We start from the raw sequence: 24,300 nt of genomic DNA on the forward strand, positions 1-24,300 counted from the left end.
CAACGTCAACACCGATTACCCAAACCTTCTTGCTTTCCTTACGGTTCTTGTTGATATCCTTAGCTTCAGTGAAGATACCGTTACCTGCGTTACCAGCTGCGTGGTAGATGATGTCAGCACCGCTAGCGTACATTGATTGGGCGATAGACTTCGCCTTGTCAGTTGAAGTGAAGTTACCGATGTATTGGTCGTCAATCTTGATCTTCTTGCCTAAGGCCTTGGCACCGGCTTGAACACCTTGCTTAAAGCCGGCTTCAAACAGTTCCAAGGTTGCTGACTTGACACCGCCGATGTAGCCAACGTGGTCGGTCTTAGTAGTGTAAGCAGCAGCTACCCCGGCCAGGTAGGATGCTTGGTTACTTTCGAAAGTTACGGAAGCAACGTTCTTCAAGCCAGAAATAACGTCGTCGATGATTACGAAGTTCTTCTTTGGGTTCTTCTTAGCAGCTGACTTGATTGCGCCAGTCAGTTGGTAGCCAACACCGAAGATGGTTTCGTAGCCAGAGTTGGCAGCTTCATTGGCGTTTGGAGTAAAGTCGGCAGCTGATGAAGATTCAAAGTATTGGTAGCCACCCTTGCCTTGCTTCAAGTTGTGCTTCTTACCAAAAGCCTTGAAGCCGTTCCAAGCTGCTTCGTTGAATGAGTGGTCATCGATAGCGGCATTGTCAGTGATCAAGGCAATGCTGTGCTTGGTGGTCTTAGTCCCAGTTGAAGTTGAAGACTTCTTGCCTTGGCAAGCAGTCAGCAGAACTGAAACTGAAATAGCAGCAGTAGCAATAGTAGCTAACTTCTTAAATTTAGAAACAGACACGTTATTTCCTCCGTCATAACACGAATATTTTCATCGCTTGGCACGATGATAGTTATTTTTATCTTGGTATATTATACATGAAATTTTGGCAAAAGCAATCGTTGTCGCTGAATTGATTTACAGACACGAATGAACGAGAATACAATGCAAGGATAACTGATTATGGGAGTAAAAAGATGTGGTGGACTGGAAGCAGTGCCTTGTTTGAATTGCTGTCGGCTAAGACTTTGATCCAAATTAAGCTAAGGTGGCAGGATTGGTTAATCGCAGTCTTGATCTGGCTCTTGGAAATGGAGTTTGTTGTAAAAGGCTTTTGGAATACTACTGGCAATTTTACTATATTACGACAACGCAATTTCCGCATAAGTTGGAGTTGGTTACACGTGGAACTAGGGCAGAATTTGTGGGGAATTTAATGCAGGTTCTGGAGAAGACGGATTTTTTAGTGCAAGTATCGCAATCGCTTCTGGTAAATTCAAAGAATATTACAAGTAGCTGCTTTTCTTAGAGAAATTCATGGCAAGTAGAGCAAATTAAAAGCGTAAAGCCTTCGTATTAAAGGCTTTACGCTTTTTCTTATTTGAGGTTGAACTTAACAGTGTTGTCATTCCAGATTGAAGTCTTGTACTGCAGTTGCAACTTTTTGGCAGAAGTCTTAGCCTGCCCAACCAAATTTCCTGTTACCTTAGCGCCCTTGTCCAAGCTGCCGGCTTCCAAGGTATTGTCAACATTAGTGACGATTTCGGTAACGTAAGTGTTGTTGCCGTCGGCATTCAGCTTAAAGTCGTATGGATTGTAGTCCTGACTTTCATTAGTGTGGTTAGTGATAGTGATATTGACAATCACATATTGTTTTCCGCTGTCTGGCTTGTTGAAATCGTCGCCTTGGCTGAACTTGACGCTGTTGACCTTGATTTCGTAGCCTTTGTAAGAAGCCGTTTGCCCCACCTTGTAGACCTTGGTCAGGGGGTTGACTTCCTTTTTCTTAGAGCTGGACTTAGCTTGGCTACTAGAAGTAGCGGTGCTGCTGGAAGTCGACTGGTCATTATTTCCCAGGGAATTAATCCCCCAGAAGATCGCCACAACTACGATCAGGAACCAGAACCACCAGCGCTGGTAGAACTTTTTCTTTTGTACATACACATTGCCATTTTCATCTTTAATTTGCTTTGCCATAATCTTTTTCCTTTTTAAGCTTATACCTTACATTAAAACAGACAGCGATCAAGTTAAGTGTAGCGGTTTAAAAAGACGGATTGGTGGGCTGGCTGCCCACTATTTGCTAAAAGATGCGATGATGACTGACAGGCTGGCTAGAGCGCAGAAGATGATGGTGGCAATGGCAAAGTAGCTGATGACCTGACCCCAGAAGCGGAGGGGCTTAGACGGGGAGGCGTGGAAGAGGCACTTAGCCTTGATCTGCCGGTAGTCGAAGATGAAGAAGACCAGCAAGATGAGTATTAAGAAGGAAGCCGTTTTTTGTAAAAAGGCGTCGGCAATTGATCCAGTTCCGGTGACATCCATGTTGTAAATGGAGTAGAGGATGATCAGGTAGCCGGCTGCTCCGGCCAGCATGTGGCTGACCTGCCCACTGCGAAAGCCGGGGAGGCGCCAGCTGGCGTGACTTAGCTTGCGAAGGGCAGTCTTGAAGTTGCCGGCACTCTGGTAGCGCTCTTGGGCATTAATGTGGGTGGCTTTTTCAATGATTCTCCGTTCAGGGCCCTGGTAGAGCTTGACGCTAGGCAATTTGCACGTATAAAGGACGTTCATTAAGACGCCGACGGCGTAGAGGTCGCTGGCCGGGCCGCTTTGGCTGAAGCCGAACTGCTCTGGCGCGGCATAGCCGACCGATCCCAGGACCTGGGTGTCGCGGCTGGCGCTTTTGCTGAGGTTGCGGGCGATATCGAAGTCGGCCAGGATCAGCTTTTTTCCATCGTAAAAAAGGTTCTCCGGCTTGATGTCGCGGTGGATGATGGGTGGTTTCTGCCGGTGGAGGACGTCTAGGATGTCCAGGAGCTGGATGATGAGGTCGTGAATTTGGCTAGAAGTCAGCTGCTGGGTCTTAAGGTAGTCGTCGAGGCGGGGCTTGTCGATGTACTCCTCGATGACGGTGAGCTGGTCGCCTTTTTCTAGTTCGACAATCTTGGGGATAGCGATGTCCAGCTGGGCCAGCTGCTCGTACAAGGGCGCGTACTCTAGCGGTAGGATGCGCTCGATGTAGGGGACGGGGACCATTTTTTCTACCTTAAAGATGGCCTTGTCGTCAGTAATTTTAATAGGTACGGGATTGCGGTATTCATCCATTTTTTGCCTGCGAACCTTTCTAACAAGTTGTTTTCCTGACATAATGATAACAGTGAGGTGGTAAAAATGGAAACTGGAAAATTGCTAGATGCCTTGAAAAAGGACCATCTTGATAACGTGCTGGATCAGGTGGCGGATTACGACTTTGCTGGGTATTTAGGGCAGCTGATTGAAGAGCGGCAGGTGAAAAAGAGTGAGCTGTTTAATGCGGCCGCGATTGAGCGCAGCTACGGCTACCAGATCTTGAAGGGTCGGCGCCTGCCATCGCGGGACAAGGTGTTGGCGCTGGCCCTCAGCTTGCAGCTGTCTTTGGAAGAGACGGGCCGGCTTTTGTCCTTGAGCGACAATGGGGCATTGTACGCTAACGTCAAGCGGGATGCGGTGATCATCTACTGCCTGGCCCGGCACATGTCGGTGATGGACACGAATTTGCTGCTGGCCCAGCACGGGTACGATAGCTTGGATGAGGTGTAGGTAGTGTGAGTCGAGCCCCCCGAAGTATGTCAACCGAGCTGGATTTTGTCGGATTTTGCCCCCAAAGTATGTCAACCGGATTGGATTTTGTCGGATTTTGCCCCCGAAGTATGTCAACCGAGCTGGATTTTGTCGAATTTTGCCCCCGAAGTATGTCAACCGGTTTGATTTTTGGCGAAATCTGCCCTCAAAGTATGTCAACCGGTCTGGATTTTGTCGGATTTTGCCCCCGAAGTATGTCAACCGGATTGGATTTTGTTGGATTTTGCCCCCGAAGTATGTCAACCGGTCTGATTTTTGCCGAAATCTGCCCTCAAAGTATGTCAACCGGTTTGATTTTTGTCGGATTTTGCCCCCGAAGTATGTCAACCGGTCTGATTTTTGGCGAATTTTGCCCCCAAAGTATGTCAACCGGTTTGATTTTTGGCGAAATCTGCCCCCGAAGTATGTCAACTGGCGTGGATTTTGTCGAGAATTGCCCCCAAAGTGTGTCAACCGAGACTGGTTGAGTCAACTTGGGGGCAAATTTTTTGAAAAAGTGGTCTGGTTGAGTCAAACTGGGGGCGAAAAAACGGAAAAAGTGGTCCGGTTGAGTCAAACCGGGGGCAAAAAAGTAAAAAAATGAGCCTGGTTGAGTCAAATCGGGGGCGAAAAAGCAGAAAAAGTGGTCCGGTTGAGTCAAACTGGGGGCGAAAAAGCGGAAAAATGAGTCCGGTTGAGTCAAACTGGGGGCGAAAAAGCGGAAAAAGTGGTCCGGTTGAGTCAAACCGGGGGCAAAAAAGTAAAAAAATGAGCCTGGTTGAGTCAAATCTGGGGCGAAAAAGCAGAAAAAGTGGTCCGGTTGAGTCAAACTGGGGGCGAAAAAGCGGAAAAATGAGTCCGGTTGAGTCAAACTGGGGGCGAAAAAGCGGAAAAATGAGTCCGGTTGAGTCAAACTTGGGGCGAAAAAGCAGAAAAAGTGGTCCGGTTGAGTCAAACTGGGGGCGAAAAAGCGGAAAAATGAGTCCGGTTGAGTCAAACTGGGGGCGAAAAAGCGGAAAAATGAGTCCGGTTGAGTCAAACTTGGGGCGAAAAAGCAGAAAAAGTGGTCCGGTTGAGTCAAACTGGGGGCGAAAAAGCGGAAAAATGAGTCCGGTTGAGTCAAACTGGGGGCGAAAAAGCGGAAAAAGGGGTCCGGTTGAGTCAAACTTGGGGCGAAAAAGCAGAAAAAGTGGTCCGGTTGAGTCAAACTGGGGGCGAAAAAGCGGAAAAATGAGTCCGGTTGAGTCAAACTGGGGGCGAAAAAGCGGAAAAAGTGGTCTGGTTGAGTCAAATCGGGGGCGAAAAACGGGAAAAACGAGTTCGGTTGAGTCAAACTGGGGGCGAAAAATGGCAAAATCCACACCGGTTGAGTCAAACTGGGGGCGAAAAATGGCAAAATCCACACCGGTTGAGTCAAACCGGGGGCGAAAAAACAAACGGAAAAGGAGGTACGCATCCGCGTACCTCCTTTTTAATACCTAACTACTTGCTTGGGTGGCTTGGAACCTTAATCTTGCCGTTTAAGATGTCAGTCCGAGCTGCTTGAACTTGCTTCCAGACGCTAGCTGAAGCGTAGCCCTGGGTCAGGTAAACCCCGTTGTGCTTCAAGCCGTAAACCAGCTGCTTGCCGCCTGGGAACTTGCCCTTGGCTGCCTTAGTGGCAATGTCCTTAACCGCAACGTTTACGCCAGTCATAACGCTGGTCAAGCACAGGTTTGAGCTCTTGCCGTCCTTGCTCTTGTACTTGCCCAGGTTGGATTGGTCGGAGTCAACCCCGATTGCCCAAACCTTCTTGCTGGAGTTAGCGCTCAAGCCTTCGTCGATTGACTTGGCTTCGCTGAACAGACCTTGGCCAGCTGAACCAGATGCGTGGAAGATCACGTCCGCCTTCTTGGCAAACATGGCCTTAGCGATTGACTTTTCCTTGTCAGCGGCCGTGAAGGAGCCAACGTATTGGTTCAAGACCGTGATCTTCTTGCCCATCTTCTTAGCAGTGTCTTGTACGCCCTTGGTGAAGCCTGCGTCAAAAAGGTCTACGATATCGCCGTGCACGCCGCCGATGAAGCCGACAACGTTAGTCTTAGTAGTTCTAGCTGCCAAAACACCAGCCATGTAAGAAGCATCTTGTGAACGGAAATTGGCAGAAGCAACGTTCTTTTGCCCCTTGATCACATCATCGATGATGACAAAATTCTTCTTAGGATTCTTCTTGGCAGCAGAAGCAATCGCCGTCTTCAAGGAGTAGCCAACCCCGAAGATGGTCTTATAGCCAGCATTGATCGCCTGGTTGATGTTTGGCGTAAAGTCAGATGCTGAGCTTGATTCGAAGTATTGGTAGCCGTTAGTGCCGCGCTTTAAGCCTTGGCTCTTGCCGTAAGCGACCATGCCCTTCCAGCCGGATTCGTTGAAAGAGTGGTCGTCAACGCCGGCGATGTCAGTGATCAAGGCAACGCTGGCTGATGACTTTTTGTTGCTGTTGCTTGAGCCGTTTTGCTTGGCGCCTGAGCAGGCCGTTAAGGCAATGCCGGCCAGCAAAACAGTACTAGTTGCTAAAACAGATTTGAATGTGGTTTTCAAAGTAAAATCCCCCTTAAATTTGAACACGGCTTAAATCATATCAATATTTTGTGGTTGTGTCAAAATGGTTCCACAAGATCAAGTGTTGATTTACCAGGGTTATTACTTTTTGCCATAATGTCCTCAAGATGTATGGCCCTAAGCTTGAGCTGGACACTAGAATTTTTTTGAAAAAATTTTTCCCAAAAAATAAAGTTTCACGTAAAAAAGCGCCAAAAGGCGCTTTACTAAAAGACATTCAGCAATTTGCAGATGGCCAGGGCCACGTAAGCAGCAACGATTAAGGCCATCACCGTGAAGTGACGGAGGCGGTTCATGACCAAGATACCGGCAAACTCCCGCAAGACCGCGTTAGGCAGGTAGTAGGGCCGGGTGTAAGAGCCGATGCCGTTGCCGTCCAGGCCAGCTTCTTTGGCGTAGATAGCAGCGCGGAGCAGGTGGTAGTTGCTGGTGAAAAAGCAGGCCCGGAAGTCGTCATCGCCGTGGTCGTTGATAGCGACAATCTTGGAGAACTCCATGTTCTGCTCGGTGTTGCGGGACTGGTCCTCCAGCAGAATCTGGTCAGCTGGGATCCCCCGTTTAATGGCGTAAGCCGCCATGGCACTGGCTTCTGAGATAGTCTCGTTTGGCCCTTGTCCGCCAGACATGATGAACTTGGGGAAAGGCTGCCCCTTTTCCTGCTGGTGGTAGGCAAACTGGATGGCCCGGTTGATCCGGGCGGCCTGGATGTTGGACAAGCGGTTGCCATTGATCAGGCCCGCCCCTAAGACGACCAAGTAGTCTTGGTGGTAGCGGCGGGGGACGATCTGGTAGAGCAAGAGGTTGATTAAAAAGTTGTACATGACGGCCGCCAGATAAAAAGCGATCGTTGGGAACATGTCTAGGAGCAGTCTAAACCAGGTAGGCGTGGACTTGGTTAGGTGGCCAATGAAGATGAAGGCCCATAAGACCAGCATGGCGATGGCTAAGATCAGGGTCAAGAGGTTGGGCAGCGTATGGCTTTCGTGTTTCAAGACCACGTAGGAATTCCACAAGAGCAGGGTCCAGGAGAAGAAGACGATGAAGGCAACCAAGGAAACCAGGAAGGCGCCCACCATCAGGTAGATCCGGCGGAAGCTGGGCAGGTTGGTGGCATAGACCAAGAAGGTGAACCAAGCTGCCAGTGAAAAGATGAAAAAGGTGAAAAAGAGGCCATTGATCAGCCGTCTAGGGTCGGTCAGCCAGGAAAAGAAGAAGGTTACGGCCGCGATCGCTACGAGGATAGTGAAGTAGCTGAAGGTCCGGTTCTGGCTGAAGAAGAATAGTAAAGAGTAGAAGATGGATTTCAATTTTGCTCTCCCGGTTTATTTGCTTAGAAAATTGCTCAAACTTTATTATAATAGAGGTTAAGTATTTTGAAACAGTAAGGTGACGAATATGAAAAAAATCGGCCATTATCTTTTTTACTTAATGGAAATCGTGGTTGTCTTTGCCTTGTACAACACTTTGCAGTACTTTTACTTCTATCCCAATATCTTCGACTTTGGGCAGGCGGAGTCCTTTATCCTGGCCCTGTCCACGGTCTTGGTCTTCTGGATGGCCTTTCTATTTTATAAGGGACAGCTCGAAGATAAAAATGAGTGGGGTTTTAACGAGGCGCCCCACTGGCGGTGGCACAAGGTCTTGGTGGCTTTTGCCGGCTTTTTCCTGATGCAGCTGCTCTACATCGTCATCATGTCGGCGATCGGCGGCGGGATTTCCCAAAACCAGCAGAACTTAAACGACCTGCAGGAAACGGCGGGGCCGACTTACAAGATCATGGTGGCCGCTATTGCGCCAATTTGCGAGGAAACCATTTTTAGAGGGATGTTCTTTAATCTCTTCTTCAGCCACGCTAGTCAGCTAAACAAGTGGATTGGCATCCTGGCTTCCGGCTTCTTCTTTGCCTTTGCCCACAACCCCTTCTGGTCACCTTACCTGATCGTTTACTGGATGATGGGGTCGGTTCTGGCCTGGGTCTACATGACCACCAAGGACCTGCGCTACTCGATGATGACCCATATTATGTGGAATTTACTAAGCTTAATAGGCTAAAAAGCGAAGCAGATGCTTCGCTTTTTTCATGCTCTTAAAAATCAAAATCTAAGCCAGCAGCTTTTTGATGTAGTGGTTCAGCAGGATTGGCGAAATCACCGTCGTCAAGATGATGGCCAAAATCAGGCTGGAGTAGATGTCTTTCGGGAAAAGATGGTGGGCGATGCCGATCTGGGCGACGATCAAAGCCACTTCCCCCCGCGACACCATGCCGGCGCCAACAATGCTGCCTTCCAGCTTGGTCATGCCAAAGGCCTCAGCTGAGTACTTGCCGGCCCAGTACTTGGACAAAACGCCCAAGACGGTCATGGCGATGATGAAGACCAGGTCCTGGGTGAGGCTGGCAAAGGTCATGGACAGGCCGATGTTGACAAAGAAGGTTGGGATGAAGACTGAGTAGCCGATCGCAGAAACGGCAGAATTAACCTCTTCTGCTTGCTTGGTCTGCCGGATGGCCAGACCGCCAAAGAAGGCACCGACTACGGCGCTTAGGCCCACGAATTCGGCCAGGTAGGCCATGCCTAAAGCCAGGGTGAGGGAAGCGATCAGGGCCGAGTAGTTGACGCTGATTTTTTCCGCAAATTCCATAAATTTCGGCGCGATAAACTTGTAAACCAGCCAAACGAAGACGAAGTAGAGGGCTTCGATCAGCAGGTTGAGGAAAAAGTTGCCGGTCAGGCCCTGGCTGCCGCCTTCGTGGCTGAAGGTGGTGAAGAGGCTCAACACGATCACGGCTAAGATGTCGTCAACTACAGCTGCCCCCAAGATGGCGATCCCGGCCCGGGTCTGCAGCTGGTTGCTGTCTTTTAGAACTTCAACTGAGATCGAGACGCTGGTTGCGGCAAAGACGATCCCGATAAAGAGGGCTTCGAGGAACTTCATCCCGTAGATTAGGGAGAAGCCGCCGATAAAGAGGATCGGCAAGATAACGCCGACCGTGGCCACGGTGAAGCTGACCTTGAAGTACTTTTTCAAGAGGTCCAGGTCGCTTTCCATTCCGGCTAAAAACATCAAGAGAATGACCCCGATGTCGGAGAAGAGGGTCATGGTGTCGCTGGGTTTCAGCCAATTGAGCAGGGCTGGCCCCAAGACGATGCCGGACAGGAGTTGGCCGATGACTGCTGGCCAGTTGAAGCGGGCAAAAAGCTGCCCCATCAGGGTAGTTACAAAGAGGATTAAGATCAATTCCCCAATAAATTCCATTGTTTCCTCCATTCTTTTTTAAAAAAGCTAGTGGCAAAAGAAAAAACTTCCAAGAAAAAGCCTCTTGACCCAAAGAAGCAAAATCTTGAAAGTTTTGAAACTCCAACCTCTAGCAAAGTATTTGTAATTCTATATACTATCTACTTTAGCAAGAAGTCGTGAAAAAAACAAATTTAATCTCTGAAAATTACAATCCCGTTTGCTTAGGATTCTTTGGTTCAGTCTTAGCCAAAAGGGCCAAGCTGATAGTGATCATGTCGACCACTTCCTGTAAGACCGCGCCCCAGAAGGCTGGGATCAGGCCAGTGAAGGCCACTAATTCCAGCAAGATGACGATGACAATCGCAGTCGTAACGTCGATTTCAGCCACCTTCATCGTGTGCTTGGCAATAGCCACGGCATCGTTGATCTTGCTGAGGTCGTTGACCATGATGACCGCATCGGCGCTTTCGCTGGCTGCCGTAGCACCCTTAGCCCCCATGGCAATACCGACATCAGCGGCAGTTAAGCTTGGCGCGTCGTTGATCCCGTCACCGGTCATGACCACTGGGCGGTCTTCTGCCTTAACGTTCTTGATAGCAGCAATCTTTTCAGCTGGCAAAAGGCTAGCGCGGACGTCGTCAACGCCGGCCACCTTGGCGATCGCGTTAGCCACGTCTTGGTTGTCCCCAGTCAGCATCATGATGTGCTTAGCACCTTGCTTGCGCAGGCGTGCCAAAGTTTCTGGGGTTTCTGGACGGAGCTGGTCTTTAAAGGTAATCTGCCCAGCGTACTTGCCGTTGATGGAAACGTAAACGGCAGTCGTCTTGGCCTTTTCAATCTTGGCATCTGGAGCGACGTAAGACAGCTTGCCGACCATGACGGTGTTGCCGTCAACGGTCCCCTTGACCCCGTTACCGGTAGATTCTTCCAGGTCGCTAACTGCCTTGATCAGACCCTTGTCAGTTCCCTTAACTAGGGAATTGGCAATGATGTGGCCCGATTGTTGTTCCAGGCTGGCTGCGTAAGAAAGCAGCTTTTCCTGGTCAACGCCGGCTTCTGGCAAGACGTCTTGGATAACCAGTTGGTTTTGGGTCAGGGTACCGGTCTTGTCAAAAGCAAAAGTCTTTGCTTTTGACAATTGTTCCAGGGTTGGACCAGACTTGACGATGATGTGGTGCTTGGACATGGAACTCATGCCGGCCACCAGGGCAACTGGGGCCGCGATCAAGAGCGGACATGGGGAGGCAACGACCATAACTTCCGCGAAGCGGTGGAAGTCGCCGCTGACTACCCAAGCAGCAATCCCGATAATTAAAGAAATAATGGTAAATGGCACCGCGTAGCGGTCAGCCATCTTCACAAACTTGGCTGGCTGAGCTTCAGAAGACTTAACCAGTTCCACGATAGACTGGTATTCAGAGTCCTTAGCCAGCTTCTTGACTTCCATGGTAACGGCAGTTTCCCCGTTCAAGGAGCCAGACATCAGGTCATCGCCCACGCCCTTGTCGACAGGGACGGATTCACCAGTCAGGGATGATTGGTCAAAAGCAGATTCACCTTCAACGATCACCCCGTCGACTGGAACTTGTTGACCCGGCTTGATCAAGACTTGGTCGCCGATTTGTAGGTCGTCAACCTTAACTTCGACCACCTTGCCGTCAACCAGTTTATTGGCAACGCGGGGATTTTTGTCCAAAAGGGCCCGCAATTCCTTGTTGGCTTGACCGGTTGCGTAGTCTTCCAGACTTTCCCCACCGGTTGACATGACCAGGATCATCCATTCTGCCCAGTAGTCCCGGGTAATGATCATGGAGATGATGGCGATCAGGGCCAAGACGTCAATGCCCCAGTGGCCTTCTTTGAGGTCTTCCAGCATTTCCTTGGCAAACATGATGCTGACATAGGCACCGGCGATGTCAAACATGACTTCGGCTACGCCAGCAATATGAAAAACGTTGTCGGTCAAGAGACCGATGGCCCCGATGACCAGGACCACAATAAACTTCCATTGGCGTTTCATCGTTATTTCCTCCTCAATGGCAAAAAGAGTATACATACTCTTTTTGTGATTACACACCAAAATGAATCGGTTTTCTCATTACTTTAAAGTTTATCACACTTTAAGTTTGTTTCTATATGCTATGCTTGGAATATTGTCAAAAAATTCCAACGACTTTTTATCAAAAATATTAAATAAAAAGAGGTGATCTTTAAGTTAGATTTTACTCGTCGTTCGCCTCAAGGCGGAGGATTTGGTTCTTCTTGATCACCATGTAGTGGTCGTCAAAGGTGTGGGCAAGATAGTTAAAAGCCTTAAACCACTCCCGCCGGGTAATCATTCCTTGAAAGACGTCATCATCATCGACGATTGGAATAAAATTGTTGTCGACTAGGAGGTGCAGCTGGGTTTCCAGTTCCGCATCCGTGAAGTTGACCTTGGGGAAGTCGGTCTGCATGACGTCTTTGACCTGGTATTTGGATAGTGCCTCGACGGAAATATCGTCATTGTCCAGCATCTTGTCGGTGATCATGGCCAGGCTGACCAGGCCGACCAGCTGACTTTGCTGGTTTAAGACCGGAATTTTGGCATACTTGACCTTGGTCAGGATCAAGAAGGCGTGATACAAAGGATTGCTTTCCTCGACAAAGGCGATCTTGCTGGCCGGAATTAAAAAAGAACCTGATCTCTCTTCGATTAATTTCTGAATAGCGGGTGAAAACATGTACTTATTATTCCTTATATTCTTGTTTATATGCTCTTTTACGTGAGTATTTTAACTACTTTGATTATAAATCTCTTTTGAAAAAAGAAAAAGGCCTGCGCGAGCAGGCCTACTTGGTTTTCATCTACTTTGGAGGAGTAAGAATGAATGAAATAAAAAAGTGGGAGTATTGTAACGAGTTCTACCAGCTCGTTACATTTTTATAATACAGCTTAATTATCAATAAATGGTTTGGAATTCCTTAAAGAATAGTAAAGAATTATTTGAGGGTTTATAAAGCCTGAAAAAGGACAGGACTTTTGCTAAAAAAGCATCAAAAAAGCTCACGCGTTAACGTGAGCCGAAAGGGATAGATATGAATCGACTATGGAGTCAGTCGATATTTTTCATTTACTTTGGAGGAGTATGAATGAAAAACAAAAAGTTGAGTGTAGTAACAAGCTCTCGCTTGTTACAGCTATTATAATAAAGGGTAAATGTGAACAAAGTGTGATAAATCACAAAAAAGTTGAGATTTTGCCAATTTTTTTGCTTTTTCTTCCTTAAACAGGCAAGATAGGAAGGCGAAAGGACAATTGTCAATCTAGGAGAAATCAAATTTGATGTTCAGAAAACCGAAAGAGCAAAACCACAAGAACGAAAAAGACAACAAAAATAAAGACAAGAAAAAGCAAAGAAAGAAGGTCTTTAAGTACAAGGACAAACAGCGCAAAAGCCGCCTAGCAGGCTGTCTGGTCAAGCTGATCTTGTTAGCGCTCTGTCTCTACGGCGGCTATAAGGCAGTTTACCCCTACTACCAAACTTGGCAAAGGCAGCAGGAGCTGTTGAAAAAGCGCCCAGCCGTAAAAAAGGCCAGCGACGGGACCAGCACTAGCGCAGCCTGGCACAGTTTGAAAGTTTTTCACCAAAACCTTGAGAAAAACTATTCCTTCCTATATCAAGCTGCCTATGAGACGCCGTCTGCAACCAAAGTGGGCCGGGACTTCATCGTGCCAGGGCTAGTCGCGACCGACAGCTATGATTACCAGCAAAAAAAGCTGACTACGTCTAGAGACATGACCCCGCAGGGGATCGCTGTGGTGCAAAACTACTTATTAATTACGGCTTATGATGGTGGCCACCGTCATGCTTCCGTAATCTATGTCTTGGACAAGAAGACGGGGAAATTTTTAAAGACCATTCGGCTTTCCGGCAAGCCCCACTTGGGCGGGATTGCCTATGACAGCAAGGGAATGCAGATCTGGGTGACCAGCAGCAAGGACGGGCAGTCAGCCCTGGCCACTTTTTCCCTAGCGAAGCTGATTGAGTACGTGGCCAGCGCTAAAAAGACGGACAGCCTGGTTTATGACCAGGAAATTCCAATTACCAAGATGGCCAAGGCCTCGGCCCTGTGCTACTACGCTGACCAGCTCTTTGTCGGCTACTTCAACGATGAAGGGCGGGGCAAGGTCTCTAGCTACAAGATTGCCCGGAACGGTCAGTATAAAAATTCGATCACGACCAGCGAAATCTCTAGCGTTGACGAGTCGATTTCCTGGTCAGACCCGGATGGCTCGACCAGTATGAACAAGCAGATCCAGGGGATTGCCATCAGCGGCGACAAGATTTTCCTGAGTCAGTCTTATGGCGGTGGAGATTCCAAACTGTACATTTTCCCCATTACTGCTATCAACAATCTTGATGAAAAAAATGCCACCCAGGTAGTCCGCTTCCCGCCATACCTGGAGCAGATTACGGCTTATCAGGGCCAGCTGATCTGCGTCTTTGAGTCGGGCTCAAGACAGTATGCTAGAGACAGCATCACCGTAATGGACCGGACCCTATCGGTTAACATCAGCGCGCTTTTGAACAACAATTAGCCTAGAATAGATCGTAAAAATACAGACAAATCAATTAGCAATAATAAAGTAGATAGGAAGGTAAACATGGATAGCAAACTCGCTAAGAAAATCGTTTTTGAAGTTCGCCTTGCCGGCTGGCTCTGCCTCTTACCCGCCAGCGGCATGCTCTTTTTGTATAAGTTGACTCAAGGGACTGGCTTTTTGTGGGGAATCGGCCTGTTGTCCTCTTGGCCGCCTACATCCTGGCCACGGCAGCAACTGATCGCTGGCAAAAGCCGGCTTTTGTCATGCGCTGGGCTCTGATCTCCCTCTTTTTCATTGGCTTTATCCCCTCAATTCCGCTGCTGGTAGCCTATGACCAAGAGCGCAAGGCCGGTCAGTAGTAGCTTTTTGACCTAAAATAAGCCCCCAAAAAGCCTAAAAGTTGATAGAAATGTGTAAACCATTTCTAAAAAAATGCTAAAGATCGCATTTTGTGTGAACAAATTATGACATCTGGGGTAAAATAAACAGTAACCAAATTGTAACAAAAGAAAAAATAAGAAATTATAGTGAAAATGTTGTTTCAGGGCGTTGGGATAGCAGCATTATTGAGGAGATGGTTTTTATTGGAAGAGAATAAAAAAGAGAGTCGCGGTAAAGTGGTTCGGTCCTTTATCTTGAGGACCCTGCTTTACAGCTTAGTGTTATTGGGATTGATCTACCTTTACGAATATTGTGGGATTGGATCAACTGGATTTATCTACAACGAATTCTAGAAAGTTGAGTAACAAAGAAAAATGGAAAATATTGTCAAGAAGATTGATCAAGTGGCAGCCAAGCTGCCAGACAAGGTAGCTTACAACTACTTGGGGGAAAAGACTACCTATAAGGAGCTTTTGGACCGGGCCAATGCCTGGGCAGACTTGCTCAGCAGCAAGGTAGCGCCAAAAGAGCCAGTCATGGTTTGGGGCGGTCAGCAAGTTGACATGCTGGCCAGCTTCCTGGGCTGCACTAAGAGTGGCCACGCTTATGTACCAATCGTCAACTACTCTAACGCGGAAAGAATAGAACTGGTTCGAGAAGTTTCCGCTTCTAAGACCATCATCGCCATTACGCCTTTGCCAGACGTTGACTTGACCGGTTTGACGGTCATTACCCCTGATCAAGTGGGGCAAAGCGGTCAGGTGAACGAGGCTGACTACGTGACTGGCGATGAAAACTACTACATTCTGTGCACGTCCGGCACGACCGGTAAGCCTAAGGGCGTCCAAATCAGCCATGACAACTTGGTCAGCTACTTAAATTGGGAACTCAGCGACTTTGGTCTGCCAGAGAGCCCCCGCTTTTTGGCCCAAACGCCATTCTCTTTTGACGTGTCGGTCATGAGCATCTACCCAGCCCTGCTTTTGGGCGGGGAAATCGACGTTTTGCCGCACGAAGTAACCCAAAACTTCGGTGAACTCTTCAAGACCTTGCCACAGATGAATTTTGATGTTTGGGTTTCAACTCCATCCTTCGCGCAAATGTGCTTCTTGGACCGGACCTTTGATGCGGCCCACCACCCAGATCTGGGCTTGTTCCTCTTCTGTGGGGAAGAACTGCCTCATAAGGAAGTAAACATGCTCTACAAGCGTTTCCCAGACAGCCGGATTTTCAACACTTACGGCCCAACCGAAACGACAGTTGCCGTTACCCAAGTGGAAATCACCAAGGACATTTTGGAAAAGTATGACCGCCTGCCAATCGGCTATGTCAAGGAAGACACCAAGATCACCATCGACCACAGCAAGGGCGATGACGAAAAGAGCGGAGAAATGATCATCAGTGGGCCTTCTGTTTCTAAAGCCTACATCAACAACCCAGAAAAGACCGCGGAAGCCTTTTTCAAGAATGATGAAGGCGTGCAAAGCTACCGGACCGGGGACATTGGTTACTACGAAGGCAACCTGCTCTTTTACAAGGGCCGGATCGGCTTCCAGATCAAGTTCAACGGTTACCGGATCGAACTGGAAGAAATCAACGTCTACATGAACAAGAATGAGCTGGTTACTCACGGCGTGGCTGCTCCAATCTACAGCAAGGACCACACGGTCAAGCAGATTGTCGGCGTTGTGGAATTAAACGAAGGCGTGGCCCGTAAGTTTGACGAAGGCGAAATTACCAAGCAAATCCGGGAAGGCCTGCAAAAGGACGTGATGCCTTATATGGTACCGCAGCGCTTTATCTACAAGGACAAGCTGCCAATCTCCCAAAACGGCAAGGTGGATATCAAGGCGGTCATTCAGGAGGTTAATAAATGATCAACCTGCAGCCTTATGAAAACCCGCAGTACTTCATCTACCTGCTAGTGGCACTCTTGCCCTTGGTCATCGGCCTGTACTTTGGCAAGCGCTACAAGTGGTATGAAGCCGCCATCTCGCTTTTATTCTTGTTCTTCATTTTTGATGCTGACAAGTGGAAGCAGGGCGTGACCTTAATTGCCTACATTATCTACCAGTTTGCCGTCACCTTTGCCTACCAGCATTACCGGCAAAAAACGGGTAAGGCCAACAAGACCTGGATCTTTTGCACTTTCGTCGTCTTGGCCATCCTGCCGCTAGCCGCGGTCAAGATCTGGCCAGTTGTGCCTCATAAGGCCGGCATCGACATTGGCTTCTTGGGGATTTCCTACCTGACCTTTAAGACGGTGCAGGTGGTCATGGAGCTGCGGGATGGGACGATTAAAAAAGTCGACCCAATCACCTACATGCGCTTCTTGCTCTTTTTCCCAACGATCTCTAGTGGTCCAATCGACCGCTACCGCCGCTTTGCCAAAGACTGCGACAAGGCGCCGGAAAGAGAAGCCTACATCAAGGACTTGGGCTTAGCCGTCAAGTACCTGTTCCAGGGCTTTTTATACAAGTTTATCCTGGGCTGGCTTTTTGGGACTTACTGGCTGCCTTACTTAGAAGCCCAGGCGATTATCGCCGGCAAGGGGATGCCTTTGCACCTGTCTTGGTGGGTCTTAGGCGTTATGTACTGCTACTCCATGTACTTGTTCTTTGACTTTGCCGGTTATTCGCTCTTTGCGGTTTCCATTTCCTACTTCATGGGCATCCACACGCCAATGAACTTCAACAAGCCTTTTGCGGCTCACAATATTAAGGAATTCTGGAATCGCTGGCACATGACCCTGTCTTTCTGGTTTAGAGACTTCATCTTCATGCGCTTTACCTTTTTTGCCATGAAGAAGCGCCTGATCAAGAACCGGGTGCGCCTGTCGCAGATCGCCTACATCGTCAACTTCATGGTGATGGCGGTATGGCACGGCATTACTTGGTACTACATGGTTTACGGCCTCTACCACGCTTTTGCCATCATCATCAATGACATCTGGCTGCGCTATAAGAAAAAGCACAAGCTGGTCAAGCACAACAAGTTCACGGAAGCCGTGGCCATCTTCGTTACCTTTAACGTGGTCTGCTTGAGCTTCTTGATCTTCTCAGGCTTCTTGGACAACTTGTGGTTCAATGTGCCGCTAGGCAAGTAGTTTTTTAAAAAATATTAGATATAGTAAATTTGATTTTTAACAGAAGAGGAAATAATAATGGATATTCAAAAACAAATCGTTGATATTTTAGCTGACGTTACTGGGGAAGACTTCTCAGACAAGATGGACCAAGAATTGTACGAAAGCGGCATTATGGACTCCATGGCGACTGTTCAAATGCTCTTGACCCTGCAAGAAACCTTTGACATCACCGTGCCAGTTTCTGAATTTAATCGGGATGACTGGAACACGCCTAACAAGCTGGTTGAACAGGTAAAGAAACTGCAAGATGAAGAATAAGACTAAGCTTTGGCTGATTTTTGGGCCAATTATTTGCGCGGCGCTCCTGCTGATTGGTATCTTCTCCCTGCCATGGGAAAGAACCTTTTCTAAAGGGAGCCTTTACCAAGCCGCGGCTTCTCAGACTAAGACCGTCTTCAAGGGCAAGGACATGCGGCAAAAGGCTTACAAGCTGGGCTACGTGCCTTTTTATGGGTCTAGTGAACTGTCCCGTTTTGACAACATGCACCCAACGGTTTTGGCCACCAAATATCGCCGCGGCTACATGCCATTTTTGCTGGGGGCAGCGGGCAGCCAGTCGCTGGCCCAGTACCAGGGGATGCAGGACGCTCCAAGCAAGAAGGCCGTTATGGTCATCTCCCCTCAGTGGTTTACCCAGGAAGGGCAAGATCCAGCAGCTTTTAGCCTGTATTATTCTCCCCTCCACGTGACTGATTTCATCTTGAATGCCCAGGATACGGAAGCTGACCGCTACGCGGCTAGACGCTTTTTGAAGATGGATTGTGTCAAGAGTAACCATGTCTTAAGTCACGCTTTGTTTGAAATTGCAGCTGGGCTGGAATTGCCAAAAACGGAGCGTTACTATCTGCTTTGGCGGCGGCGGATGTACTCTAACGAGGATCGCTTCTTCACGTCATTCCAGCTCCGCGACCGCTTGCCCAAAATTGAGCAGCAGGGCAAGAGCCTGCCAGACAAGTATTCTTACAAGGGCCTGTTGAAGGTTTCTAATCAAGAAGCCAAGCGCAACACCCGGGGCAATCCTTTTGGCATCCGGACCGGCTTTTACAGAAAACGGCTTAATCCTAAGCTATTAAAGCGGCTGAAGGGGAGCCAGAAGAAGTTCAACTATGTCCAGTCGCCAGAATTTTCTGACTTGGAACTGGTCTTAAACCAGTTTTCTAAGGACAAGACCCAGGTTCTGTTCGTAATTCCGCCGGTTAACGCCAAGTGGCGCAAGTACACTGGCTTATCACAAAAGATGTATGAAAAGTCCGTTAATAAGATCAAGCACGAATTGATCAGCCAGGGCTTTGACAACATCTACGACCTGTCTCAAATGGGTGGCAAAAAGCACTTTATGGAAGACACCATCCACTTAGGCTGGAATGGCTGGCTCTACATGGACCAAGCAGTTAAGGCCTTCATGAAGCAAAAGTACGTCAAGCCAACTTATGCCTTGAACGACTACTTTTTCACGGAAGATTGGCGTAATACCAAGACTGTGCCAAAGGTTGCTTTGACCAACAAGCAGGTTTTGGCTAATCTGAAAAAATAGGCTTATTGAAATATTTAGTTGTTTATAACGGATTAAGAGTATATAATCGATTTGTGTCATCGCTTTGGCTGTTTTCTCCGGTAGCGAAAACCAGCTTTATGTGGTTTGCTTTGACACGCACTGTGTGAGCCTAATTCCGTTGTTGGTGGAATTAGGCTTTTTTGCTAAAATCATCAAAAAGAATAAGAGTTATAGAAGACAAAAAATGGACGCGGATGCGTCCATTTTTCTTTTCTTTTCTCTTCTGTTTGCTTATTTACGCTTTTACAGTTCTAGCCAGGAGTCAAAATTGGTGCCCAGCAGCCGATCTAAGCTGTAGTTTTCTTCAGCAGCTTCTTCTTTGAGCAAGCGGGCAATCTCCTTTTTGCCCATTTTCTTGATCAAGTATTCTTTAACGGCCTGGTTAACGACCACGTCCCGTTCCAGGCCTTCTTGGTCCAGGTAGTCTTTTAGCAGGTATTCTAATTGATCGTTTAAACGACACTTTGCCATTTTTCTCACCCTCCGATACTTTTTTCTAGATGGTTATTTTAATTATAACATGAAGCACTGCTGCACAAGCTAATGCAAATTTTACATAGGAAAATTTCTAAAATATACAAAATAGCGTTTACATCACGGGAATAAAGTAATATAATACTATGTGAGAAATGTAATTAATTTAAAAGTGTTGGAGATTATTATATGTATAGTGAATCATTTGAAGCCGCCAGCAACGCGGCAGCTAAGAAAGTCAACCTGTTAAAGAACAATCCTTTCGGCTACGTGCTCTTGTCCCTCTTAGCCGGTATGTACATCGGCTTTGGGATCCTCTTGGCCTTCACCATCGGCAGCCAAATGGGGACCAGCCCAGTTGCCAATCTGGTTAAGGGCTTGATCTTCGGTGTAGCCCTGAGCTTGGTCGTAATTCCAGGTGCTGAACTCTTTACTGGCAACAACTTTGTGATGGGTGCAGGCCTGTTGAAAAAGAAGGTCAGCGTCGGCCAAGCCTTCAGCCTGTGGGCTGTTTGCTGGCTGGGCAACCTAGTAGGAGCCGCGCTTTTGGCCTGGATGTACGTAAACTCAGGCTTAGACTTGCCAGTTGTGGCTGCTGTCTTCACCAAGGCCGCGGCTGCCAAGATGGCTGCCCCGGCCTTGCAGCTCTTCTTGCGGGGCATCTTGTGTAACATCTTGGTCTGCTTGGCTGTTTGGTCTGGCTTCCAAACCAAGAACGACGCTGCTAAGCTGATCATGGTCTTCTGGTGCTTGTTGGCCTTCTTCTCAACTGGCTTTGAACACAGCGTGGCCAACATGACTACCTTTGTCGTAGCCCTTTTGAGCCCAGCCAAGGCTGCCGGCAGCGTTTCTGTAGGCGGGATGTTCTACAACTTGCTCTGGGTAACTCTGGGCAACATGGTTGGCGGCATCTTCTTTGTTGCCTTCCCGTACTGGATCGGTGCTAAGGCAACTGAAAAGAAGTAAGAAATAAAAGAAAAAAGATTTAGCTTGTAAAAAGTAAGCAAAACTTGATTTGGGTCAATTTTTTCTCAGAAAAAAGCTTGTATAATTAGCTTATCAAGAACAAAAGAGATCAATAGGAGGCAAGAAAATGTCTGTAAAAATCACTTTTACCCCAGAAGCTAGTCAATACCTGAAGAGAAAGCAAGATGGCAAAGCGGTCTTGCTTCTGGCCTTAAACGATGGCTCAAACCAGTACTCTTTGCAAGGCGGCACCTGCACCATCGGTGCTAACTTCCAATTTGTGGCCTTGGATGAAAAAGACGATAACTACACTATTCCGCTCGTTAACGACCAAGGCTTTGACCTTTACACCGGTCAAGCAGAAATGGGCTTTTTAGACGAAAACCTGCACGTGGCTGAACAATACGGCATGCTCAGCCTCAGCGATGGCAGCGGCTTGATTGACGCGGCTGTCGGCGTGAATGTCTACGAACCAAGCGCTTTGACTGCTGAACAAATTCAAAATGGTGCTAGCTGCTAAAGTTTTAACTCTCCCTACGGGGAGAGTTTTTTATTTATCTCTTTTTTACTCTTTTCTTTTTGAAAAAAGTTGACAGAGAATTTTTTTAGGTATAATATGACAGCATGTCATATGACAAGCTGTCATATTTTTTACTAAGAGAATCAAAAAATAGAAAACAGAAAAAGATAGAGAGGAATACGAATGGCAGTCTTAGAATTAAAGAACGTCAAGAAGTATTACAAGATGCCAGGCGGGGGCCAATACGAGGCCTTGCGCGGCGTCAGCGCCAAGTTCAATGCCGGTGAAATGGTTGCCATCGTTGGTGAATCCGGGTCAGGGAAGTCGACCCTGATGAACACGATTGGGGGCTTGGACTCCGACTTTGAAGGAGAAATTTTATACGAAGGCAAGAACCTGCGCGATTTTTCCAAAGCGGAAATGGTTAACTACCACAAGAAGTCGATTGGCTTCATTTTCCAAAACTTCAACCTGATTCCTCACCTGGACCTGATCGACAACGTCTCAATCGCCATGACCCTGTCCAATATTGACGAGTCTGTCCGCCGCGAGCGCGCCAAGGAATTATTGAAAAAAGTAGGCCTGGAAGAGCACATGTACAAAAAGCCAGACCAATTGTCTGGTGGGCAAAAGCAGCGGGTGGCCATCGCCCGGGCTCTGGTTAATGACCCTGACGTGATCATCGCCGACGAGCCAACTGGCGCGCTTGACGCCGAGACGACCGATGTGATTTTGAACATGATCAGAGAGATCGCTGTTGAAGGCAAGCTGGTCTTGATGGTCACTCACTCTGACAAGGTGGCCAGCCACTGCAGCCGGGTTCTGCGGATCGACCAGGGGCAAATCATCTCTGATCAAGAGCAAGTCAAGCTGGAGCACAAGCAGGAGAGCCGGGAAGAAATCCAGGTTCACAACATGAACATGTGGAAGGCTGTTAAGCTGGCTTTTAAGAACATGAAGGCCAAACTCGGTCGCAACGCCCTGGTGTCAACTGGGATGGGCATCGGGATCATGTCTGTGATCTTGATGCTGAGTCTGGGCAAGGGGGTTACCTCTTACGTTAGCGACCAAATGAACACCTACTCCAATCCCTTGGTGACCGAGGTGCACAAGAACACCACGGCCAAGGCCCGGAGCCAGTCCATGTCCGCCATGCAGCAAAATAATTCAGCAAGTGTTGCCAAGGCCCGCCAGCAAGGGATTAGCTCCTTAACCGGGACCAGCAGCGCGTCAGCTTTTTCTGATAAAGACTTGAAGAAGCTGAAGAAGATCAAGCACGTTTCTAAAATACAAAAGGGCTTTACCGCGCTTTCTCTTGGCGGCAACCAGGTAACTTTTAAAAAGAAGAGTGCTAGCGTAATTTACCTGAACACGGTCAACAACAGCATTGCCAAGTCCGAAGTCAAGAAGGGGCGCCTGCCCAAGAGTGGCAGCAACGAAATCATGATCGATTCCGGGACGGCAGATACTTTAAGTAAAAAGCTTTTGGGCAAGACGGTTAAAGCTAAGCTGCAGCTGGGCACCAAGACGATTACCAAAAAGTTTAAGGTGGTTGGCCTTTACGAGTCAGCATCTTCAGCTGGTCAAATGAGCACCTTGTTCCTCACTTACAAAGACCTCAAGAAGCTGTTTAAGGACAATGGCTCAACCCTCAAGGCTAACGTTGTTTACCTGACTTCTAGCGATAAAAAGTACACCAGCGACATCAAGGCTGCGGTTAAGGACAAGGGCTTCTCTGGCTCTATGCAAGAGCAGATGACTGAAATGTTTGACAGTATCTTGAACGTTTTGACTTACGTCTTGACGGCGATCGCGGCCGTTTCCCTGGTGGTTTCCGCCATCATGATCTTGGTGGTCTTGAACATTTCTGTTGTGGAAAGAACCCAGGAAATCGGGGTCATGAAGGCCCTAGGTGCCCGTAGAAAAGATATCCGCCGCATCTTCTCCAGCGAAGCCTTCCTTTTGGGCCTGGCTTCTGGGATTGTCGGGGTAGTCTTGACCGGACTTTTGAGCTTAGCCATCAACCACTTCACCCAGTCTGCCTTTGACGCGGCTGTGGTAACCATGACGCCGCAATATGCTGCAATTGGCGTAGTAGTCAGCGTAGTGATCAGCATGATTGCTGGTATTTTGCCATCCAACCACGCATCGAAACTGGACCCAATTGATGCTTTGCGTAAGGAATAGGTGATTAGGATGCCAAAGCAGACTTTTTTCAACTTGCCTAAGGAAAAGCGAGACCGGATTATTGCTGCGGCTAAGGAAGTTTTTTCTAAAAATTCCTATGAGGAGGCGTCGATCAACCAGATTGTCAAGCTGGCGCAGATTCCCCGGGGGAGCTTTTACCAGTATTTCGAGGATAAGGATGACCTCTACGGCTACTTGAGCAGCCAGATGTTTTTGCGGATGATTGATGCAGCGCGGCAAAAGCTGCCGGAATGTGACTATGATCCTTTCAAACTGTCAGAGCAGATCCTGCCTAGCTGGCTGGAAGAGCTGTTTACCGGGGAGGACTCATCCTTTTACTACCGGCGGCTGGAGATGTTTCACCGCCGGCAAATGCCCCACCTTAAGCGTCAGGTCTTAGATAACCGCCTTTTAGATAACTGCCTTAGTGACGAGGAGATGGCCAAGATTACGGCCAAAGTGAAGCTGGGGGATGCGAGCGACTTTGACTTTATGGTGCAATGCATCTCGATGGCCTTCTATAACAGCATTCGAGCAGGCTTTATCAACTATGAAGCGACCGGTGATGCTAATTTGGATGAGCTCAAGGCCGAGCTTTTACGGAACTTGAATTATCTAGAAGTAGGCTTTGAAAAATAGAAGCAGAATCAGTCGAGGAAACTTGGCTGATTCTTTTTTTGCATTTTTTGTCGAAAATTTCAGTAAAGTTTTGGCGTAAAAATCAGTTAAAAACGAACTAAAAATCGAGAATTCAATTATAAAAAGAAAAAACAATAATGATCAAGCAATAGCTAACAGTTGGAAAAGTAGCAACGCTTCCTAGTGTTTCGGCTGTAAACCGAATTTAAAGGTAGATTTGACTTTATTCCGAAAAGAGGGTAAAGTATTATATGTTCTCGAGCGTCAGCGGAACCGCTAACGTAAAGAAAACAAAAATGAAAATATCTTTTAAAAAGGTTGTTGACAAGAAGTTGATAACTTGCTAAGATATTAAACGTTGCGTCACTAAGACGCAAGTTAGTACTTTGAAAACTGA

At 47.8% G+C, this 24,300-nt stretch carries 25 protein-coding genes and 1 other annotated feature; of the genes, 15 read left to right on the plus strand and 10 right to left on the minus strand.

What is annotated here, in order from left to right; all coding sequences use genetic code 11:
- Positions 1 to 811, minus strand: an 811-nt coding sequence (locus tag FC20_RS06755; protein ID WP_056945349.1) for a BMP family lipoprotein, incomplete at its 3' end; no start/stop codon positions are given.
- A gap of 247 nt (positions 812 to 1,058) precedes the next feature.
- On the opposite strand from FC20_RS06755, the gene FC20_RS11050 reads away from it, so the two are divergent.
- Positions 1,059 to 1,319 (plus strand): LytTR family transcriptional regulator DNA-binding domain-containing protein, encoded by a 261-nt coding sequence (locus FC20_RS11050; protein WP_155859241.1) that lies wholly within the window; start codon positions 1,059 to 1,061, stop codon positions 1,317 to 1,319.
- Between the two features lie 68 nt (positions 1,320 to 1,387).
- Here FC20_RS11050 and FC20_RS06765 read toward each other — a convergent pair whose 3' ends face one another.
- Both FC20_RS06765 and FC20_RS06770 read right to left on the minus strand, forming a co-directional pair.
- Positions 1,388 to 1,987: a DUF4352 domain-containing protein gene (locus FC20_RS06765; RefSeq protein ID WP_008459630.1), complete on the minus strand. Its 600-nt coding sequence runs from the start codon at positions 1,985 to 1,987 to the stop codon at positions 1,388 to 1,390.
- 99 nt (positions 1,988 to 2,086) lie between these two features.
- The gene (locus FC20_RS06770; RefSeq protein WP_008459631.1) at positions 2,087 to 3,115 is read right to left on the minus strand and encodes a serine/threonine protein kinase; all 1,029 of its coding nucleotides are present in this window, start codon (positions 3,113 to 3,115) and stop codon (positions 2,087 to 2,089) included.
- A gap of 66 nt (positions 3,116 to 3,181) precedes the next feature.
- Here FC20_RS06770 and FC20_RS06775 point away from each other — a divergent pair, with 66 nt between their 5' ends.
- Both FC20_RS06775 and FC20_RS10105 read left to right on the plus strand, forming a co-directional pair.
- A complete protein-coding gene (locus FC20_RS06775; RefSeq protein WP_008459633.1) occupies positions 3,182 to 3,589 on the plus strand; it encodes a hypothetical protein in 408 nt (135 codons plus the stop codon).
- 5 nt (positions 3,590 to 3,594) lie between these two features.
- Positions 3,595 to 4,098, plus strand: coding sequence for a hypothetical protein (locus FC20_RS10105; RefSeq protein WP_236697644.1), 504 nt, complete (start codon positions 3,595 to 3,597; stop codon positions 4,096 to 4,098).
- On the opposite strand, the gene FC20_RS10750 is transcribed toward FC20_RS10105, so the two are convergent.
- The 3 genes from FC20_RS10750 to FC20_RS06790 form a co-directional block, all read right to left on the minus strand.
- On the minus strand, positions 4,081 to 5,046 hold the full coding sequence (locus FC20_RS10750; protein ID WP_201779612.1) for a hypothetical protein: 966 nt from the start codon (positions 5,044 to 5,046) through the stop codon (positions 4,081 to 4,083). The two genes, FC20_RS10105 and FC20_RS10750, sit on opposite strands and share 18 nt — an antisense overlap.
- 46 nt (positions 5,047 to 5,092) lie before the next feature.
- Positions 5,093 to 6,187: a BMP family lipoprotein gene (locus FC20_RS06785; protein ID WP_008461144.1), complete on the minus strand. Its 1,095-nt coding sequence runs from the start codon at positions 6,185 to 6,187 to the stop codon at positions 5,093 to 5,095.
- 227 nt (positions 6,188 to 6,414) lie between these two features.
- Positions 6,415 to 7,515 carry a YdcF family protein gene (locus FC20_RS06790; protein WP_008461143.1) on the minus strand — a complete coding sequence of 367 codons (1,101 nt, stop codon included), beginning with the start codon at positions 7,513 to 7,515 and terminating at the stop codon, positions 6,415 to 6,417.
- A gap of 88 nt (positions 7,516 to 7,603) precedes the next feature.
- Between FC20_RS06790 and FC20_RS06795 the strand changes: the two genes are divergently transcribed.
- The gene (locus FC20_RS06795) at positions 7,604 to 8,260 is read left to right on the plus strand and encodes a CPBP family intramembrane glutamic endopeptidase (protein WP_008461142.1); all 657 of its coding nucleotides are present in this window, start codon (positions 7,604 to 7,606) and stop codon (positions 8,258 to 8,260) included.
- Positions 8,261 to 8,308: 48 nt separating this feature from the next.
- Here the strand turns inward: FC20_RS06795 and FC20_RS06800 are convergent, their stop codons facing one another.
- The 3 genes from FC20_RS06800 to cbpB all read right to left on the minus strand — a co-directional run bounded on the left by FC20_RS06800 (position 8,309) and on the right by cbpB (position 12,168).
- On the minus strand, positions 8,309 to 9,463 hold the full coding sequence (locus tag FC20_RS06800; protein WP_008461141.1) for a cation:proton antiporter: 1,155 nt from the start codon (positions 9,461 to 9,463) through the stop codon (positions 8,309 to 8,311).
- 59 nt (positions 9,464 to 9,522) lie between these two features.
- Positions 9,523 to 9,571: a sequence feature (sodium ion sensor (DUF1646 type); this cis-regulatory element may regulate processes involved in with the transportation of sodium ions), on the minus strand.
- A 79-nt stretch (positions 9,572 to 9,650) separates the two neighbouring features.
- Positions 9,651 to 11,465, minus strand: a complete 1,815-nt coding sequence (locus FC20_RS06805; protein WP_008461140.1) for a heavy metal translocating P-type ATPase — start codon at positions 11,463 to 11,465, stop codon at positions 9,651 to 9,653.
- Positions 11,466 to 11,667: 202 nt separating this feature from the next.
- Entirely contained in the window at positions 11,668 to 12,168 is a 501-nt protein-coding gene (cbpB, locus tag FC20_RS06810; RefSeq protein WP_008461139.1) for a cyclic-di-AMP-binding protein CbpB, read from the minus strand.
- 602 nt (positions 12,169 to 12,770) lie between these two features.
- Here cbpB and FC20_RS06820 point away from each other — a divergent pair.
- From FC20_RS06820 to dltD, 7 genes are all read left to right on the plus strand, one after another.
- A complete protein-coding gene (locus tag FC20_RS06820) occupies positions 12,771 to 14,027 on the plus strand; it encodes a YncE family protein (RefSeq protein ID WP_008461138.1) in 1,257 nt (418 codons plus the stop codon).
- A 185-nt stretch (positions 14,028 to 14,212) separates the two neighbouring features.
- Entirely contained in the window at positions 14,213 to 14,392 is a 180-nt protein-coding gene (locus FC20_RS10865; protein ID WP_008461136.1) for a hypothetical protein, read from the plus strand.
- A 225-nt stretch (positions 14,393 to 14,617) separates the two neighbouring features.
- Positions 14,618 to 14,767: a teichoic acid D-Ala incorporation-associated protein DltX gene (locus tag FC20_RS10120; RefSeq protein WP_008461135.1), complete on the plus strand. Its 150-nt coding sequence runs from the start codon at positions 14,618 to 14,620 to the stop codon at positions 14,765 to 14,767.
- Between the two features lie 21 nt (positions 14,768 to 14,788).
- Entirely contained in the window at positions 14,789 to 16,291 is a 1,503-nt protein-coding gene (gene dltA / locus FC20_RS06830; RefSeq protein ID WP_008461134.1) for a D-alanine--poly(phosphoribitol) ligase subunit DltA, read from the plus strand.
- Positions 16,288 to 17,520, plus strand: coding sequence for a D-alanyl-lipoteichoic acid biosynthesis protein DltB (gene dltB, locus FC20_RS06835; protein ID WP_008461133.1), 1,233 nt, complete (start codon positions 16,288 to 16,290; stop codon positions 17,518 to 17,520). Before dltA ends, dltB begins: the two co-directional genes overlap by 4 nt.
- Before the next feature lie 57 nt (positions 17,521 to 17,577).
- Positions 17,578 to 17,820, plus strand: coding sequence for a D-alanine--poly(phosphoribitol) ligase subunit DltC (gene dltC, locus FC20_RS06840; protein ID WP_008461132.1), 243 nt, complete (start codon positions 17,578 to 17,580; stop codon positions 17,818 to 17,820).
- Positions 17,810 to 19,096: a D-alanyl-lipoteichoic acid biosynthesis protein DltD gene (gene dltD / locus FC20_RS06845; RefSeq protein WP_008461131.1), complete on the plus strand. Its 1,287-nt coding sequence runs from the start codon at positions 17,810 to 17,812 to the stop codon at positions 19,094 to 19,096. The genes dltC and dltD overlap by 11 nt, the downstream gene beginning before the upstream one ends.
- 264 nt (positions 19,097 to 19,360) lie before the next feature.
- Here dltD and FC20_RS06850 read toward each other — a convergent pair whose 3' ends face one another.
- A complete protein-coding gene (locus FC20_RS06850; RefSeq protein WP_008461130.1) occupies positions 19,361 to 19,588 on the minus strand; it encodes a hypothetical protein in 228 nt (75 codons plus the stop codon).
- 192 nt (positions 19,589 to 19,780) lie between these two features.
- Between FC20_RS06850 and FC20_RS06855 the strand changes: the two genes are divergently transcribed.
- From FC20_RS06855 to FC20_RS06870, 4 genes are all read left to right on the plus strand, one after another.
- Complete coding sequence (locus FC20_RS06855) at positions 19,781 to 20,557, plus strand: formate/nitrite transporter family protein (protein WP_008461129.1); 777 nt, start codon at positions 19,781 to 19,783, stop codon at positions 20,555 to 20,557.
- Between the two features lie 127 nt (positions 20,558 to 20,684).
- Entirely contained in the window at positions 20,685 to 21,077 is a 393-nt protein-coding gene (locus tag FC20_RS06860) for an iron-sulfur cluster biosynthesis family protein (RefSeq protein ID WP_008461128.1), read from the plus strand.
- Positions 21,078 to 21,260: 183 nt separating this feature from the next.
- A complete protein-coding gene (locus tag FC20_RS06865; RefSeq protein ID WP_008461127.1) occupies positions 21,261 to 23,264 on the plus strand; it encodes an ABC transporter ATP-binding protein/permease in 2,004 nt (667 codons plus the stop codon).
- Between the two features lie 9 nt (positions 23,265 to 23,273).
- Entirely contained in the window at positions 23,274 to 23,903 is a 630-nt protein-coding gene (locus FC20_RS06870) for a TetR/AcrR family transcriptional regulator (protein ID WP_008461126.1), read from the plus strand.
- Positions 23,904 to 24,300 lie beyond the last annotated feature (397 nt).

The sequence above is a fragment of the Lactobacillus equicursoris DSM 19284 = JCM 14600 = CIP 110162 genome (genome assembly GCF_001434815.1).
Classification (GTDB): domain Bacteria; phylum Bacillota; class Bacilli; order Lactobacillales; family Lactobacillaceae; genus Lactobacillus; species Lactobacillus equicursoris.

What these genes read in the sequence shown, in the direction of transcription:
- FC20_RS06865 (WP_008461127.1), top strand. Translation starts at nt 21,261, where the DNA reads ATGGCAGTCTTAGAATTAAAGAACGTCAAGAAGTATTACAAGATGCCA.
- FC20_RS06795 (WP_008461142.1), top strand. Translation starts at nt 7,604, where the DNA reads ATGAAAAAAATCGGCCATTATCTTTTTTACTTAATGGAAATCGTGGTT.
- dltB (WP_008461133.1), top strand. Translation starts at nt 16,288, where the DNA reads ATGATCAACCTGCAGCCTTATGAAAACCCGCAGTACTTCATCTACCTG.
- FC20_RS06775 (WP_008459633.1), top strand. Translation starts at nt 3,182, where the DNA reads ATGGAAACTGGAAAATTGCTAGATGCCTTGAAAAAGGACCATCTTGAT.
- FC20_RS06850 (WP_008461130.1), bottom strand. Translation starts at nt 19,588, where the DNA reads ATGGCAAAGTGTCGTTTAAACGATCAATTAGAATACCTGCTAAAAGAC.
- dltD (WP_008461131.1), top strand. Translation starts at nt 17,810, where the DNA reads ATGAAGAATAAGACTAAGCTTTGGCTGATTTTTGGGCCAATTATTTGC.
- dltC (WP_008461132.1), top strand. Translation starts at nt 17,578, where the DNA reads ATGGATATTCAAAAACAAATCGTTGATATTTTAGCTGACGTTACTGGG.
- FC20_RS06855 (WP_008461129.1), top strand. Translation starts at nt 19,781, where the DNA reads ATGTATAGTGAATCATTTGAAGCCGCCAGCAACGCGGCAGCTAAGAAA.
- FC20_RS06770 (WP_008459631.1), bottom strand. Translation starts at nt 3,115, where the DNA reads ATGGATGAATACCGCAATCCCGTACCTATTAAAATTACTGACGACAAG.
- FC20_RS06805 (WP_008461140.1), bottom strand. Translation starts at nt 11,465, where the DNA reads ATGAAACGCCAATGGAAGTTTATTGTGGTCCTGGTCATCGGGGCCATC.
- FC20_RS06820 (WP_008461138.1), top strand. Translation starts at nt 12,771, where the DNA reads ATGTTCAGAAAACCGAAAGAGCAAAACCACAAGAACGAAAAAGACAAC.
- dltA (WP_008461134.1), top strand. Translation starts at nt 14,789, where the DNA reads ATGGAAAATATTGTCAAGAAGATTGATCAAGTGGCAGCCAAGCTGCCA.
- FC20_RS06860 (WP_008461128.1), top strand. Translation starts at nt 20,685, where the DNA reads ATGTCTGTAAAAATCACTTTTACCCCAGAAGCTAGTCAATACCTGAAG.
- cbpB (WP_008461139.1), bottom strand. Translation starts at nt 12,168, where the DNA reads ATGTTTTCACCCGCTATTCAGAAATTAATCGAAGAGAGATCAGGTTCT.
- FC20_RS06800 (WP_008461141.1), bottom strand. Translation starts at nt 9,463, where the DNA reads ATGGAATTTATTGGGGAATTGATCTTAATCCTCTTTGTAACTACCCTG.
- FC20_RS06870 (WP_008461126.1), top strand. Translation starts at nt 23,274, where the DNA reads ATGCCAAAGCAGACTTTTTTCAACTTGCCTAAGGAAAAGCGAGACCGG.
- FC20_RS06765 (WP_008459630.1), bottom strand. Translation starts at nt 1,987, where the DNA reads ATGGCAAAGCAAATTAAAGATGAAAATGGCAATGTGTATGTACAAAAG.